The following is a 15,741-nucleotide window of genomic DNA, read 5'->3' as shown; positions in this document are numbered from 1 at the left end:
AGTCTCAGACCAACCAAAAAGGGAAAGTACTACAGCCTCACGAAGAGCTGGATGACCATCGCATTCGCTAGGTCGACAAAGAAAGCAGAAACAAGCGGTAACATGATGAAAGCCATGGGTGCAGCGCCATAACGTTTGGTGACGGACGACATGTTGGCGATGGCTGTCGGAGTTGCTCCCAAAGCAAAGCCTGCGAAGCCCGCGCTCAGGACTGCTGCCTGATAGTTGCTTCCGATGAAACGGAAGACCACAATCAGGATGAATGCCACGGTCATGACCACCTGAAGTAACAGCACCACGAGAATGGGACCACCAAGATCGGCCATCGAGGCAAGCTGCATGCTCATCAGCGACATGGCAAGAAAGACCGACAGGCAGTAGTCTGAGATCACCGCAAGGCTCTTGGTTCGCGCGGGCCAAACCATGTTCGGAAGCACATAAGGAACAGTGTTGGACATCACGATCCCGACTAAAAGGCACGGGACAAAAAGCGGCAGCTTCAGCCCGGTCTCCGAGACCGCGAGATGGGCGATGTAGCCCAGCAGGATCGCCACATGGGCCGCCAACATACCGCGCATCAGGCTGATATGATCGATGCCGCCATCCGCACCGGCAGCGTCCACGAATTCCAGGCCGACAATTGGATCATCGCCCGGCACGCTTTTCAGATCATGGCGAGTGATCAGGCGCTTCGCGATGGGCCCGCCAATCAGGGCGGCTAGGATCAAGCCAAGCGTGGCAGAGGCAATCCCAAGCTCTGCTGCGGCCTCAAACCCGGTTGCCTGCTCGATCTGAGGACCCCACGCAATTGCCGTGCCATGCCCTCCGATCAGCGAGGCGGAGCCCATTAGGACTGACACGGGCGCGGGCAGATCGAAGAACAATGCGCCAACCAACCCGACAAGGTTTTGCGCGCCCATGAAGGTCAGCGTCAGTCCCAGCAATATCAGCAGCAGTTTGCCACCTCGAAACAGATCTGACAGGCGTGCATTCAGACCGATGGTCGCGAAAAAGACCACCAGAAGATAGTCTCTGACCGCAAGATCGAACTCGATCTGGAGGCCGGCGGTCGAAGAGATAACCCAGACAAGAATGGCAACGGCCAGCCCGCCGGAGACTGGCTCCGGGATGTTGTAGTCGCCCAGAAAGGTTACTTTGTGCGTCAGGAGGGACCCAAGGAAGAAGACAATGAAGCCAAGCGTGACTGCGATGAAGGCAGGGACTTCGATGGTTTCCATTTTGGCAGCCTAAGTCTCTGACGCTTTGACTTTGAAGAACAGGACGTAAAGCGTCGGCACGATAATGAGCGTCAGGATGGTCGCAAAGCTGAGGCCGCAGATGATCACCACGGCAAGGGATTTAAAGAACGGATCCCAAAGCAGCGGAATCACCCCTAGCACCGTCGTCAGAACGCCCAAGGAAACGGGCCTGACGCGGCTCACGGCTGCATCTACGACGGCTTGCATCCGCGCCTTGCCATCCGTGATCTGCGTGTCTGTCTCATCGATCAGAACGATGGCGTTTTTGATCAGCATGCCGGTCAGCGAGAGGATGCCGAGGATCGCCATGAACTCCAGTGCGGTTTGCGAGATGACAAGCCCCCAGACGACGCCGATCAGGGCAAGCGGCACGGTGAGCCAGATGATCAGCGGCTGGCGCACAGCGTTGAAGAGCAGGATCACCACGATGATCATCGCACCGAAACCAAGCGGCATGGTGGCGGCGAGACCGGCATTGGCCTCGGCAGAATTGCCATACTCACCTTTCCACTCGAAGCTGTAGCCCGGTGGCAGCTCAATCGCCTCGATGGGCGCACGCACTGCCTCGAACAGATCACCCGACAGCACGTCCGGCGCATTGTCCGCCTGAGCCGTGATCGCAAGGGCGCGGTCGATGCGGCGCAGATTGCCGGACTCGAACACCAAGGCGAAGTCGTCAACGACCTGTGCGATTGGTATATAGCGGCCAGCGGCCTGACTGAAGACTTGGATTTGCTGCAAGGAGGACACGTCGCCACGCTCGCCAGCAAGTGGTCGCATGATGATGTCGCGCAGCTCGTTGCCTTCGCGAAAAATGCCTATATTGGTGCCATTTAGGTGCGAGTAGAATGCGTTCGAAATCTCGCCTTGGGTCAAACCAAGCCTGCGCGCATTCTCGGTGTTGATGATAGGGCGGATAACCTTCTTCTGTTCGCGCCAGTCATTCTTGATCGCAATCGCACCAGCGTTGGCCATAATTTCTTCAGCTTGCTCTGACAATTGCCGCAACACTTGCGGGTTGTTGCCAAAGAAGCGCGCCTCGATCTTTGAGCCGCCACCTGGTCCTAGAACGAACTTCCAGACTTTGGATCGGGAGGATGGGTAGCTTTCCTCGATATGGCTCAGGATCGGTCCCTGAAGAGCCGCGATCTGGGTGTAGTCTTCAACATCGACCAGAATTTGACCGTAGCTTGGATTACCGCTTTCGGCCTCGTAAATTAGCATGAAGCGGGTATGACCACCGCCGACCACCGTGTTGGTCCCTATCACGCCTTCAAGACCGCGCACATGCTCGGCGATCTCCATCAAGTCTTGCTCGGTCTTCGTGATGTCGGTCCCGGCCGGAAGGAAGTAGTCGACCACAAACTGATCACGGGTGGAGGATGGGAAGAAGCCCGCAGGCACCATCGAGAAGCCGACAATCGCAGAGGCGAACAACGCCAACACCAACAGGACGGTCAGATATTTCAGGCGGATGGCCCCGCCAAGAAGGCGGCGATAGCCACGCAGGACGATATTTTCTTGCTTGTCCTCTACCTTGCCGGGCTTGAGCAGCAGCGTACAGAAATACGGCGTCAGCCAGATCGCGACCAGCCATGAGAACAACAAGGCGATGGTGATCGTGAAGAACAGGCTACCCGCGTACTCGCCCGTGGCATCGGGCGAAAACCCGATGGGGGAGAACGCAAGGAAGCCCACAATCGTACCGCCAAGCAGCGGCCATTTGGTTTGGTTCACGACAGCAATTGAAGCCGCAGCGGGGTTTTCACCTTTCTGAACGCGCACCAAAGTGCCTTCGACCACCACGATGGCGTTGTCGACCAGCATTCCCAAGGCGATGATCAACGCACCGAGCGAAATCCGCTGCATATCTAACCCGTAGAGATACATGCCGAACAGGGTGCCAGCGATGGTGACCATCAGAATGCCGCCCATTAGGATGCCGGACCTGAGCCCCATGAAGATTAGCAAGGTGCCCACAACGATCGCCAAAGCCAGCAATACGTTCATCACGAAGTCATCGACGGAAGCTTTGACGCTTACCGACTGATCTGAAATCGTTTCCACGTTGATGCCGATTGGGCGCTCCGATATCAACTCGTTCAACCGCTCGTGCACCGCACCGCCCATGTTGACGACATTGCCGCCCAGCACGTTGGAAATCCCAATACCGATGGCGGGATTACCATCCACGCGAAGAAGCGTGCGCGCTGGTTCCTGCAAGCCGCGCGCGACGGTTGCGATGTCGGAGAGGCGGAAGGACACGCCGGTCTGCGGGTTTGAAATCACAAGGTTCTCGATCGCCTCAAGAGAACCGAATGCCCCCTCTGGACGTACCTCGATCCGCGTGGATCCACCCAGCACGGAGCCGCCGGGAGTGACGAGGTTTTGACCTTCCAGAACGCTGCCGATTTGTGAAGGAGACAACCCAAGCTCGATCAGCCGCGCAGAAGAATATTCAACGTAGATAACCTCGCTTTGGACACCGCTCAGGGTGACTTTCGAGACACCATCCACCAGCACCAGTTCACGCTGGACCTGCTTCGCATATTCGTAGAGCTCAGAGATCGAATAGCCATCTCCTGTGACGCCAAAATAGAGCGCATAGACATCGCCGAAATCATCGTAGACTTGGCTTCCCAGCGCGTTGGGCGGCAGGCTGGACTGGACATCGCCGATCTTGGCGCGCATCTGGGCAAAGCGTTGGTAGAGGTCGGGATAGTCCTTGGCCGAGGCTATTGTGAACTCGACCGACACTTCGCTGAGCCCCGGCGAGGACAACGACCGGATCTCCTTGATGCCCTGCAATTGCTGCAAGCCATTCTCGATGACATCCGTCACCTCAGTGGCAACTTCCTCTGAGCTAGCGCCGGGATAGGGCGTGATGATCTGCGCCTGCCGGATGATGAATTCTGGGTCTTCAAAACGTGGTAAACTCGTATAGGCGAAATAGCCCGCAGCCAGAATGAGGATCGTTGCAAGCGCCGATATTAGGCGCTTTTCGATCGCAAATCGTGCGAGGTCCATGATGTTATCCCCCGACCTTTGTGATTGGTCGGATGACCATCCCGTCTCGGATTTGCGTCACACCAGCTGATACGACCGTATCCCCATCACTTACCCCATCCGTGACAATGACGTGATCGCCAATTACATCCCCCAAGGTGACATTGCTTTTCTTGGCGACATTTGAACTATCCACGATCCAGACAAAGGACGATCCATTGGCACTCGCTCCAACTGCGCTTAGTGGAACTGAGAGGCTGGCAGATGCACCATTGGATGTGGAAACGATGATGTGGCCAACCATGCCGGGCAAAATCGGAGCCTCTTCCGGAACAGAAATCCTTACGCGTCCCCGATAGGTTTGGGTTGCAGCGTCTGCTTGGGTGGAAAATTCGACAAGCTGCGCGTCGAATACCTTTCCAGGTAGACCCGCAAGTTCGACTTCAGTAGTCGGATTGGCTCGTGCAAATCGGATTACGTCGGGGCCGGGAACGTCGAAGACCAAATCGACGGTCGAGAGCTTTTGCAACAACACGACATCTTGCCCCGCTTGGATATTGGTGAAGTTTTCAATGTCACGGCGCGCGATGATCCCATCGAATGGCGCGCGAAGCGTCGCGTCTTCAAGGTTGTCTTGTGCAACTTTAATTTGTGTCTCCAAGCCCCTCAGCGCAGCTTCGGCTGCATCAATCTCTTCCTGCCGGCCTCCTGAGCGGGCAATTGTCAGCTCTTCAAGTTTGGCGCGCAACTCGGCTTCGGCGACACGCAGCGCAGTTTCGTCTGCTTCTAACTTGGCAGAGGCAACAAGGTCTTTCTGAAACAACTCCCGGCTACGGGTCGCTTGTTCCCGCGCCTGGTCTACCTGTGCCTCAACCGCGTCGATCCCGGCTTCTAGTGCTGAAACTTCTTCAGATCGGGCCCCGGAACGCAAAGCGGCCAGCTGAGCGAGTGCCTGGTCTTTTTGGGTCTCCAATTGTGTGATCTGTCGTTCGAAGTCTCGTGGATCAAGTTTTGCTATGATGTCACCATCTTTAACATCCTCAGATGCTCGGATGGGCAACTCGATGACGCGGCCCGAGACACGAAAGGACAACACTGCTTCCAGCGATGGACGGACAATTGCCGGGTAGCGTCGCTCGAACACCGTTTCGCTAGATTGGACCTGCGCGACTTTGGCTGGGCGGGTTACCTCCTGCTGAGCGAATGACGTTGCCGGAGGCATGAGTGAAATGATCGCTGCCACTAACAAAAAGACGAATCGTTTCATGTTGCCCCCTATGGCTCTAACTAATTTGGTTATCATTGCAGCCCGATGGGGCCACGTATACGCGGGAGAATAGCATGGGTCTTTTTGAGCAACTTTCGTACGGAACGCTTCTTCTTGGCGGCTGTGCCCTCGTTCATGTGAGCGTATTGGCATTTGGTATCCCCTTGCTAGTAAACGTGGGCAGCCGTTCAAAGCTGCGTACATCCATTCTGTTTATTCCAACCCTAACACTTGTAGGATTTGGTCTGATCGTGTTCGCTCACACGCTTCAGATATGGCTTTGGGCGGCATGGTTTTTGCAAAGTGGGGCTCTGATGGATATCGAAACCGCCGTGTATTTTTCGCTCGTGACCTACACGACGCTTGGATATGGAGACATCGTGCTTGATGAAGGTATCCGTATATTCGCCGCATTTTCTGCTGTGGCCGGCCTGCTGACCTTTGGACTCAGTACGGCATTCCTTGTCGGACTGATTGGTCGCATTCTGCCGAGCGGAACAGTAGGCGAGAACTGACCAACTCTCGCTGAACCTCAAAAGCGAATATGCACCAAGACGGCGGCTTGCTTTCGAACTGCTCATTTCAGCCTAGCTTTCGCGCGATGCTCCCGCACATCCGTAATAGTCGCTGAGGGCTTGTTGGAAAGTTGCTTCCCTTTCTCGATACCAGCAAGAATGTTCTCTACAAAACCCTCTGGGAACACCCAACCGGGCCTATCTGATTTTAGGAGTTCAATGAACCATTGTGCGGTCTCTTCCAGCTTTGACCAAGCAGCCCGGAATGCAGGCTCTCTCCCGAGGTGGCCCTGAATTGTCGCATCAAGAACCAAACACCAAAACCAATTGTGCATTTCAATCTTTGCATTCTCGTGGTTTGCGGCCTCGTAGTCGCCGTTCAAGATCAGATCATGCACTCGGGCAAAATTATACCAACTAGGCGGATTCTCTTGTAAGCTCAGGGCTGTTTCAGTGAGTGCCAAGCCTTCCTTGGTTTCTCCACTGTTCCATAGGTAGTGGCTCAATACGATCATCGCGTCCGTGTTATCTGGATTGCGCTCCAAGGCCTTGCGAGCAGCAGATTCCGCGCGCTCTAACTCCCTCAGCTCAAAATAGACCATCGAAAGCACTGCCCAATGCTCGGCCAGTGATGGTTCCCTGCCTATTGCAACCTGAACGGTGGTCATCGCGCGTTTCAAAGCGGATGTGTTATCCGTTTTCGGGTTCAGAAAGAAACGATGCTCTTCCACGTATAGGTAGGCAAGCGCGGACCAAGCGATTGGTTTGGCTGAACCATTCTGAATGATTTTTTCGAATGCCTCGCGCAGGCGTAAATGTTCTTCGGTGGTTGGTCTGACACGGTAGCGCGCGAGCTCCATTGACAATATTGTCACTGGGTCGACGGCTGCATTTTCCTGAGCCCAGATATCGAGCAGATGCGTTGCAACGACGCCAGACTGTGATCCGATGTTGACAGCAATTTGAGACGCGGACTTGCGCCTCCATTCATCGCAAGAGCTATGACTGCGTTCTTGCCGCGATCTGAATGACCAAACAATGCCCTGTGTCTTCTTGCTGACCAAATCAACAGTCAAGATTGCACCTGCTTTTTCACGTACAAAGTGGCCTGTTAGGATCAACTCCGGAACTCTTGGCGCAGAGCTCGTCGCTGAAAACAGCTCAGCTTGATCCAGGCGGATGACCCTGACATTGGCAAACCGCGACAGTGAGGTTGCAACGTATCCTTGAATGGTTGCGATGAGTTCCAGCTCGTGAGGATCATCACCGTGGTACGTAAATGGTGCGATCCCAATCTCGATACAGTCCACAATGTCGCTGGTCGGCTTGTCAACTTGGATCGAATTTGGCTTCTGAAAACTGGCGGCATATCCACCCTGTGGCATGCTTATCCGAAGAGGATCGTTTCGTCCTTCACCTTCATAATAGCTGCTTAGCTTCATGCGCAGTTGACGCGCCTGAACGCGCACCAATCCCTCGCTGCGTTCGTCAATGTCACGACCATTACTGAAGATCTCTAGGGCGACCGTCGGAGCGGTTATGAGATTGGCACGGCCCTGCAACGTTTCTTCAACAGCGAATTCTAACAATGCACATAGTCTTTTTGCTTGACGAAAGGTCTTACTCGCTACGATCCGGTCAAGTTGAGCGCGGACGAGTTCTGCATTCTCGGTCATTGATGCTCTCCGAATAGTTTTGAATAAAAATTTATTGAGGTAACGGTATACGTCAAAGGACACAGATCAACCTCTCGGCAGCCCCGATTGCGAGCCTGACCGCACGACCAAATCGGATCAGTGACGACGTTGAAGAATTACATCTAGACTTAAACTATTGAAATTTAAAGTTATTAATAGACTTAAAGCGCCCAAGATTTAGGCAATAGGTGACATTTTACCCGTTTAGGATTTGGGGTGAATCACGGTTAACAACCTATTCCGCAATAGCAGTAAATGCAGTTCTGTCCATGTCCAAACAATGGAGAAAACTGATGAAGAAACTTCTTACTATCGCTGCAACTGCGGCAATGCTAGCGGGCCCAACGTTCGCCCAAACAGCGTCCGAACGGTCTGCAGGTGCAATCGATCAACTCGTCGGCGTTCAAAAAGACACCGCCGAATTTCTCTCGTCCTATGGTGTGCCTGAAGACAAGATCGCGTTGCTCACTGTGGGCGACCTGATCAACATCCACCTCACTTTGGCATCTGACATGGGCGATGCTGCGAAGAAAAGCCAGATCCTTGCGACCTTCCAGCGCCGTGGTTTGGCAAACTAAGGCCCTCCCTGAAGACCGGAGAGGTATCGGCAAGATAACTAGCCGATACCTCTCCAAACCCAAAGCGTTCCAACCTCTTAACACATCTGCTGTGCCGATCTTCGCCTAAATGCGAAATCGACATTAGGTGCGCTGAGATACCTAGCAGAAGAACGTAGAGCCAAATCTACCAGCATTCAAAGTTTGGGAGCTGACATGAGAATTGTCGTAGCCCTTGGAGGAAAGGCGATCTCTGAAGAGCCAGCGTTGCTTGGTCGCTCCGCACTTGAAAGGCTTGTCCGTCCTGCGGCGGATGCTTTGGTTGATCTTGTGGGCGAACATGAGCTGGTTGTGATTTTCAATCTCGCCCCTTCGGAACTGGGGCAAATCGGCTTGTCCGGGAGCGCGCCAACCATTTTCGATGGCGGCGCAGAGGTTCATTCAGACGTCGACAAAACTTCAGAACTTGCAGGTTACTTACTAGGTCGAGGCGTAGAGGCAAACCTTGAGGATGACACGCCATTAGCTGTCCTGCTTACAACAATGGAAATAGATGGAAGTCACGCCAGCTTTGTTACGAAACAAAGACTGATTGGTCCAACTTACAGTAAAAAAGAAGCCGAAAGGCTTGCCGAAGGTCGCGGATGGCAAATTCAAAGATCGAAAGGAGGGTGGCGTCGCGTCATTCCAGCTCCTGCACCAACCAAGGTCTATCAGATTAAACCGATACGTTGGCTGATCGAAAAAGGCACTGTGGTGTTCTGCGCTATCGGCGGTGTCTTCGACGCAGCCTCCGCAAATGGGAAGCTCGACCCGGATCACAACACAATCGTAGACAAGGATATGGCCAGTGAGTTTCTAGCGCGCGAGCTCGAAGCTGACCTCTTTGTTTTAGCGACAAATACCGACGCCGTTTACCTCGACTGGGGAGGGCCTAACCAACGCAAAATCCGAAATGGATCACCGGACGAGTTGGAAGCCTACGAGTTTGATGACGACACAATAGCCCCAAAGGTCGCGGCCGCCTGCCAATTCGCGCGGGAGACAGGTAATTCGGCGGCCATAGGTGCCCTCCGAGACCTTGGAGAAATAGTCGAAGGTAAACGAGGCACAACCATTTCGCCGTACGTCGAAGGCGTGACCAGCCAAGAAGCAAGATTAGAAAAACCTTCAGGTAATTGACACGATCCTTCTGAAACGCTTGCCGTAATAAATAGGAGATAACCAAATGCAGATGTCTCGTAGAAATTTTCTTATGTCTTCTTCGGCATTGGCTGTATCTAGTTTACTTCCCACCCAGATCTTGGCGCAAACCGGTCGAAACGTCTCATTCGTTCCGCATGCCGGGCAAGCCGGTGCGTTCTGGGGAATGGTTGAAAATGGTGAGCTCACCAAGGCGATCCCGCGTACTGAATTCGATCCGAGGCCCACGAAGATGATCTCGGAGGGTATCGTGAGCCGAACGTATCACAAGACCCGTGTGATGTACCCGCATGTGCGTAGATCCTATCTGGAAGCCATGCAAAGCGGTTCAAGCGACGTTAAACCAGAGCTGCGTGCCAGGGACGAATTCGTCAGGGTGGATTGGGACACTGCACTGGGGCTGGTCGGCAAAGCGATTCTCGATACGATTGACGAGCATGGCAACGAAGGGATTTTCTCCACCTCTTATGGCGGCTGGGCACATGGCGGGGTGTTAACACCAAACGTTTTGCAGGGCCGGTTCTTCAACCTCATCGGCGGCGCATCTGTAACGGTTGGGGACTTCTCTGGCGGGGCAGGACAAGTGATTATGCCTTACGTCCTTGGCGACATGGAGGTCTACTCGCGACAAACCGCTTGGTGGCAGGTCCTCAAACATACAGAGACGTTCGTACTGATCGGAACTGATCCCCACAAGAACGGGCGTGCCGAAGGCGGGACGACTGACCACTCAATGTTCCCGCGTTGGGAGATCATAAAAGAAGCGGGCGTCAAATTCATCTCGATCAACCCACAGCGCACAACGACAGACGAATGGCTCCGTGCGCAATGGCTCAAGATCATTCCGAATACGGACACTGCGCTGTTTCTTTCGATGTGTAATCATGTGTACCGAAAAGGAACCTATGACGAAGAGTTCCTCAAGAATTACACAGTAGGCTACGAGAAATTCATCGACTACCTCGAAGGCAAAACCGACGGGCAACCAAAAACGCCCAGATGGGCCTCGAAGATCACAGGGATTGGAGAGCAACAAATCCGAGCGCTCGCTGACCGTTGCGCTCGCACGCGCACTCAGTTCGCTGGCTCATGGGCAATCCAGCGCGCTCAACATGGTGAGATGCCTTACTGGGCGATCACTGCCTTTGCCGCGATGACCGGTCAAATAGGTCTGCCCGGGGGCGGTGTGGGGTTCTCCTGGCACTGGGGCCAAGGCGGCGCGCTATTCGCACAAGCGCGCGCACCTGGTGGATTACCACAAGGTCGAAACCGCGTCGTCGGAATTTGCCCAGCGTCACGCCTCAACGAGATGCTTTTGAACCCCGGCAAGGAATTTACCCGGAATGGCGGCACGTTCAAATTTCCAGATGTCCATATGATTTACAATGCGGGCAACAACTTTGGATCGCATCAGCAAGACACGAACGAGCTGCTTCGCGCCATGCAAAAGGTGAAAACGGTGGTGTGCCAAGATCCTTGGTGGACAGCATCCGCGCGGTTTTCTGACATTGTTCTTCCCGCCACGTCGACTGTGGAACGTGACGAAATCAGCTCGGGCGGGACATATTCGAAAGATAAAGTGTACGCGATGCGCCAGATCATCAAACCGGTCGGTGAAAGTCTGGATGACTTCGAGATTTTCCGCCGACTGGCCGAGATGTTCGATATCGAGGAACAGTTTACTGGCGGCTTAGAGCGCAGTGAAATCATTGAAGCCTCCTATGAGAAATCCACCGCCTCCGAGCACATGGATTTTGAAGAGTTTTGGGAAACCGGCGTCGCTCGTGTTCCACAGCCCCAAGAAGAGTTTGAGTGGGTTCGGCATGGTGCCTTCCGCGAAGACCCTGAAGCCAATCCGCTCGCGACACCTTCAGGCAAAGTAGAGATATACAGCAAAACCATCGCTGAGATGAACCTGTCTGACTGCCCGCCAATGCCCACTTGGATTGAACCGGACGAATATCTCGGCACGGCGGAACCTGACGATGTGCATGTGGTGAGCCCGCATCCCTACAACCGTATCCACTCCCAATTTGCACAGTCTGATCTTCGTGAAGAACTTAACGTACAGGATCGCGAATTCCTGCTGATCAACGAAGACGATGCATTTGAACGCGACATCCAGGATGGGGATCTGGTCGAGTTGTACAATGATCGTGGTGCGGTCATTGTCGGCGCTCGTGTTTCAGACAAAATCATGCCTGGGGTCGTATCACTTTACGAGGGAGCTTGGATATCGTTCGACAGCAAAGGTCGCTGCAATTCTGGCGCGATCAATGTTTTGACCTCTAGCAGACGGTCCAGCGGCTTGAGCCAAGCGACAACAGCCAATACCTGCCTCGCAAAGATGCGCATAGCGACCGAAGTAGACGGCCCCAACATGGCTTATGACCCTCCCGTCATTCTCGCAGAAAAAGTGCAGATGGATATCGGCTCGTTTGGTCTGGAACGGGCAGGTAGCCTACAAGAGACCTTTACCGCCGAAATGGATCCGGGCGAGAAGATCTTTTACGAAAAATGTACGTTGTGCCATGTCCCACAAGACCCTGCCGCTCATACCAAAAAGCAATGGCGCGGGATCACCGAGAGCATGTTCGTGAACGCCGGTGCGACACCCGATGAACAAGAGCTCATCCTAGAATTCTTAGACAAATATGCCAAGCCTGGCTAACCCCCCACGCCCGTCAGAGAGCAATCTAATTTCTGGAGCAAAGTACGTGAGCACGCATGTGAGATTCTACATCCTAAGGACGCTGCTGATCCTGCCTTTCCTGATACTCTCAGCATGCGATATCGAACCCGAGGTCTTCACCGATTATGACACCAATCAAGATTTCTCGGGCTACAAAACATTCGCTTGGTCCTCGAATTCGCCACTGGTCAATAGCGGCGAATACCCAATTTCCCCTCTAGCCGAGCGGCGGATGACTGGCGCTATTCAGGCTGTTTTTAAAGGTAAAGGGTATCGCTTCACGTCAAACCGATCGAATGCTGATTTCGTTGTCTCCTACACAATGGGTGCGCGTGACAAAATTCTGGTGCGTGAGTATCCTGACCTTTTCAGGGACACCTACTCTGATTGGGATTGGGGACAACCGTATTATGGGGTGGGATACAGACCGCCCCTCAGGTCCCCGATCTTGCGTCAAACACGCACAGAGATCGACGAATTCGCACAAGGCACACTATCAATCGACGTCTTCGACTTGAAACGAAGAACGCCCGTTTGGCACGCTCAGGCGTCCAAGAGGTTAAGCCAAGAAGAATTGAATAGGCCGTCTGGATCTGGTTTTGTAGACGCCGCAAGTGTTGTGCTGGATAGCTTTCCTAGTCGAGAACAATAGCCCCCGTCGCGCATATCTCATCATATCATGCAACTTCCAAATCGCAGCATTGATCTGCGTCAAGGAAGGCCCATACCGGTCATTCATGCATTTTGCAGCATCGGTAGTCCGGGTTCACGGCCAACGCTCGAACTGATGCAGTATTTCAGCTTGACACATGGTTTCGGTCAGCGAGGACGGCCCAGACCAGACTCTCGTCGTAGCAACCGATGCTGCGGTGCGGCTTCCCGAAAGCGGACACTAGAAATTTCCAGCTTCCAGCTAGTCAATCAAAAGAGATCAGGTTTGTTCGTCCGCCGTTCCGCTAGCTCTCGATAGAGCGCTGGAGGCGACACTCCGATCCAATCAGCGACACGCACCCACCCGCCTAATTCCGGCGGACCGTAAAGCTCGAGATAGGCATCAAGGCGATCTGCCACCTTCCGCAAACGCATGATCTCAATGCGGGTCCGGAGGTTCTGCAGCTCTCTCGCGGTACGTTCAAAGGCTTTGACCGAAAGTCGCTTTGATGTGGCAGAGTTCTCAAGGCTCGCCTTCAACTCGGTCTTTGAAATCAGAGAGACCTTTGTCGGCATTTCGGTGACAGCATCGCAATGATAGCGATCCGCAAAGAGGGATGCTTCGGCAACTAGTTCTGTTGCCTCGGCCGTGTGCAGGGTCAAGAGCCCGCCGTCTTGCAGCGCACGCCTAAGGGAAATCTGCCCTTCACGGACCAAGAAGGCCCATTCAACTTCATCGTCCCGACGAAAAAGCGTTTCGCCTTCGTCCAGCGTGCGTTCTGGCGCGCCATCAAAACAGTTGAGCCAATGATCCGACATGATTTCTATCATGCCCTTGGAGGCGCAGATTGTGCAACAACTTCGGGCCAATCCCGGATCAATCAAGGACTTCACTCATGGAAACAAAACACGTCGCAATGTTGATGGTTCTCATCCCCACCGCAGTCTTTGCCCAAACACACGATGAAAACCATAGCACATCGCCTTCCGCCTACGCAGGTGAACAAACTCGCTTGATCAAGTCTCTTTCGGAACAAGACCTGGAAGAAATCGCGCGTGGCGGCGGATGGGGGCTTGCGCGTGCCGCCGAACTTAATGGTGTTCCAGGGCCAACTCACCTTCTCGAGCTGGCCGATGAAATCGGTCTGACTCAACAGCAGCGCCGCGACATTGAGGCGATCCGTGCGCAGATGCAGGCAGACGCCATAACGGCTGGGGAGCGGTTCGTTGCGGCAGAACGAGCGCTGGACGAAGCTTTTCAAAAAGGCGCACCGGATGCTGAGGCGCTTGAACGATTGGTGGCCGAAGCAGGTCAAGCACTGGCAGCTCTCCGCCTTGTTCATTTGAATGCACATTTGTTGGCCTTGCCATTGCTGACAGACGCCCAAGTCAGCCAGTACTCGGTCTTGCGCGGCTATTCAGATGATCCCTGTGCCTCTGTTCCTGAGGGGCATGACCCGCAGATGTGGCGTAGCCATAACGGATGCGATTAGGCGCGATTACGGCGACAAATCCTCGTGACTTGTCAAAGCCCTATACCCCCGGTAGGTATTGAACATGTTTCGCTTTGTTCTGTCGTTCATTCTTGTTGTTGCATTCGCCGGTGCCTCCACCGCGTCTGTGATGCATGGCCTGAACCATGGATCGGATCACGCGGACCACCACGCCCAAATGTCAGAAAGCGATCCTTTGGCCGATGCAGAGGAGGCGCTCGCCGACTGCTGCGACGCGACCAGCGGCATGGGGTCAATGCCCTGTTTTGGCGATCTCGCGGCCACCTCTGCTATTTTGCAGAACAATCCCGCGAGCAGATCGGTTGTGAGTGTTCTGTACGCTGATTTCGACTTTGCAAACCTAACGCTGGCTGTCCCCACCGGTCCTCCGAAAGTCTGAACGGCGACGGGCGCTAGCCCGCAGTCCATTCAACTTTCAAATCAAAGGACCGACAGACATGATCACACGTCGTCACTTCACCACCCTATCTGCAACAGTTCTTGTCATGGCTGGCCTGCCTGCAAGTGCTGGCACATCTATGCGTGTTCTCGCTTCGCCCGGCTGCGGGTGCTGTCACGCCTGGGCTGACCTAGCCCGCACGCGCGGTTACACCGTCACCGTCGAGGAACTGACCGACCCAGAGGCGCAGAAGTCAGAACGCGGAATACCGCTTGAGCTCGCCTCCTGTCACACCATTGAAGCGGATGGATATGTCTTCGAAGGGCATGTGCCGTTCGAAGCATTGGAAGCCGTCTTGAAGGATCGCCCGGACATCACTGGGCTTGCTGTTCCCGGCATGCCGATGGGCTCTCCTGGCATGGGAGATGATCCGTCCGCGCGTTTCGACGTCATTGCATTTGGTGGAGAGGCTGGCACCGGCACAATGTACTACCGTGCCGGCACGGCGCACCCGTTCGACACCTGATGGTAGGTCGGAAAGCCGTTTTGCTAACCGGCGGGCTCACGCTCGCCGGTTTTGCAGCCGCATTTGTTCTGGCGCAACCTTCCCAAACGGTTGGTATTTTGACGCCTGACGACGCCGAAGTGATCGCCGTGGGCCAAGGCATCTACGCAGACCAATGTGCCGCTTGCCATGGTGCGCGGCTAGAGGGGCAGCCAAACTGGCGGATACGTGGAGAAGATGGATTGCTGCCAGCACCGCCGCATGATGCAACAGGCCACACGTGGCACCATGATGATGAAACGCTTTTTACCCTGACCAAATATGGGCTTGCCGGTCTGATGGAGAACGCGCCACCATCCGGCATGCCTGTCTATGAGGGTGTGCTCACCGATGAAGAAATCATTGCGGTGCTGTCTTTCATCAAGTCAACTTGGCCTGATGACCTTCGTCAGCATCACGACGAACTGAACGCCCGGTCCGAATAGAGGAAAACTCA

General features: G+C 54.3%; 14 protein-coding genes. 9 read left to right on the top strand and 5 right to left on the bottom strand.

The genetic code is table 11. The features are described from left to right. Positions 1-29: 29 nt before the first annotated feature. From gltS to Q0899_RS15595, 3 genes are read right to left on the bottom strand one after another with little or no spacing between them, the layout of a single operon-like run. Complete coding sequence (gltS, locus tag Q0899_RS15605; protein WP_299193971.1) at positions 30-1,238, bottom strand: sodium/glutamate symporter; 1,209 nt, start codon at positions 1,236-1,238, stop codon at positions 30-32. A 9-nt stretch (positions 1,239-1,247) separates the two neighbouring features. Further along, the gene (locus tag Q0899_RS15600) at positions 1,248-4,286 is read right to left on the bottom strand and encodes an efflux RND transporter permease subunit (RefSeq protein ID WP_299193969.1); all 3,039 of its coding nucleotides are present in this window, start codon (positions 4,284-4,286) and stop codon (positions 1,248-1,250) included. Positions 4,287-4,290: 4 nt separating this feature from the next. Then, on the bottom strand, positions 4,291-5,532 hold the full coding sequence (locus tag Q0899_RS15595; RefSeq protein WP_298296608.1) for an efflux RND transporter periplasmic adaptor subunit: 1,242 nt from the start codon (positions 5,530-5,532) through the stop codon (positions 4,291-4,293). A 74-nt stretch (positions 5,533-5,606) separates the two neighbouring features. On the opposite strand from Q0899_RS15595, the gene Q0899_RS15590 reads away from it, so the two are divergent. Then, on the top strand, positions 5,607-6,047 hold the full coding sequence (locus tag Q0899_RS15590; RefSeq protein ID WP_299193967.1) for an ion channel: 441 nt from the start codon (positions 5,607-5,609) through the stop codon (positions 6,045-6,047). A 62-nt stretch (positions 6,048-6,109) separates the two neighbouring features. Here the strand turns inward: Q0899_RS15590 and Q0899_RS15585 are convergent, their stop codons facing one another. Next, the gene (locus Q0899_RS15585) at positions 6,110-7,723 is read right to left on the bottom strand and encodes a hypothetical protein (RefSeq protein WP_299193965.1); all 1,614 of its coding nucleotides are present in this window, start codon (positions 7,721-7,723) and stop codon (positions 6,110-6,112) included. A gap of 314 nt (positions 7,724-8,037) precedes the next feature. Here Q0899_RS15585 and Q0899_RS15580 point away from each other — a divergent pair, with 314 nt between their 5' ends. The 4 genes from Q0899_RS15580 to Q0899_RS15565 all read left to right on the top strand — a co-directional run bounded on the left by Q0899_RS15580 (position 8,038) and on the right by Q0899_RS15565 (position 12,848). Next, positions 8,038-8,322 (top strand): hypothetical protein, encoded by a 285-nt coding sequence (locus Q0899_RS15580; RefSeq protein WP_298296616.1) that lies wholly within the window; start codon positions 8,038-8,040, stop codon positions 8,320-8,322. A gap of 195 nt (positions 8,323-8,517) precedes the next feature. Next, positions 8,518-9,483 carry a hypothetical protein gene (locus Q0899_RS15575; protein WP_299193963.1) on the top strand — a complete coding sequence of 322 codons (966 nt, stop codon included), beginning with the start codon at positions 8,518-8,520 and terminating at the stop codon, positions 9,481-9,483. Between the two features lie 46 nt (positions 9,484-9,529). After that, the gene (locus tag Q0899_RS15570) at positions 9,530-12,175 is read left to right on the top strand and encodes a molybdopterin-dependent oxidoreductase (protein ID WP_299193961.1); all 2,646 of its coding nucleotides are present in this window, start codon (positions 9,530-9,532) and stop codon (positions 12,173-12,175) included. 46 nt (positions 12,176-12,221) lie between these two features. After that, entirely contained in the window at positions 12,222-12,848 is a 627-nt protein-coding gene (locus Q0899_RS15565) for a DUF4136 domain-containing protein (protein ID WP_299193959.1), read from the top strand. A 269-nt stretch (positions 12,849-13,117) separates the two neighbouring features. Here Q0899_RS15565 and Q0899_RS15560 read toward each other — a convergent pair whose 3' ends face one another. Next, positions 13,118-13,678: a Crp/Fnr family transcriptional regulator gene (locus Q0899_RS15560; protein WP_299193957.1), complete on the bottom strand. Its 561-nt coding sequence runs from the start codon at positions 13,676-13,678 to the stop codon at positions 13,118-13,120. A gap of 65 nt (positions 13,679-13,743) precedes the next feature. On the opposite strand from Q0899_RS15560, the gene Q0899_RS15555 reads away from it, so the two are divergent. From Q0899_RS15555 to Q0899_RS15540, 4 genes are all read left to right on the top strand, one after another. After that, positions 13,744-14,340, top strand: coding sequence for a hypothetical protein (locus Q0899_RS15555; protein ID WP_299193955.1), 597 nt, complete (start codon positions 13,744-13,746; stop codon positions 14,338-14,340). Positions 14,341-14,404: 64 nt separating this feature from the next. Then, positions 14,405-14,740 carry a hypothetical protein gene (locus Q0899_RS15550; protein WP_299193953.1) on the top strand — a complete coding sequence of 112 codons (336 nt, stop codon included), beginning with the start codon at positions 14,405-14,407 and terminating at the stop codon, positions 14,738-14,740. A gap of 58 nt (positions 14,741-14,798) precedes the next feature. Beyond that, positions 14,799-15,266: a DUF411 domain-containing protein gene (locus tag Q0899_RS15545; RefSeq protein WP_299193951.1), complete on the top strand. Its 468-nt coding sequence runs from the start codon at positions 14,799-14,801 to the stop codon at positions 15,264-15,266. Next, a complete protein-coding gene (locus Q0899_RS15540) occupies positions 15,266-15,730 on the top strand; it encodes a cytochrome c (protein WP_299193949.1) in 465 nt (154 codons plus the stop codon). The genes Q0899_RS15545 and Q0899_RS15540 overlap by 1 nt, the downstream gene beginning before the upstream one ends. Positions 15,731-15,741 lie beyond the last annotated feature (11 nt).

Source organism: uncultured Litoreibacter sp. (assembly GCF_947501785.1).
Lineage (GTDB): Bacteria > Pseudomonadota > Alphaproteobacteria > Rhodobacterales > Rhodobacteraceae > Litoreibacter.
Note: the sequence above shows the minus strand (reverse complement) of the source record. Positions and strands in the feature narration are given on the sequence as shown.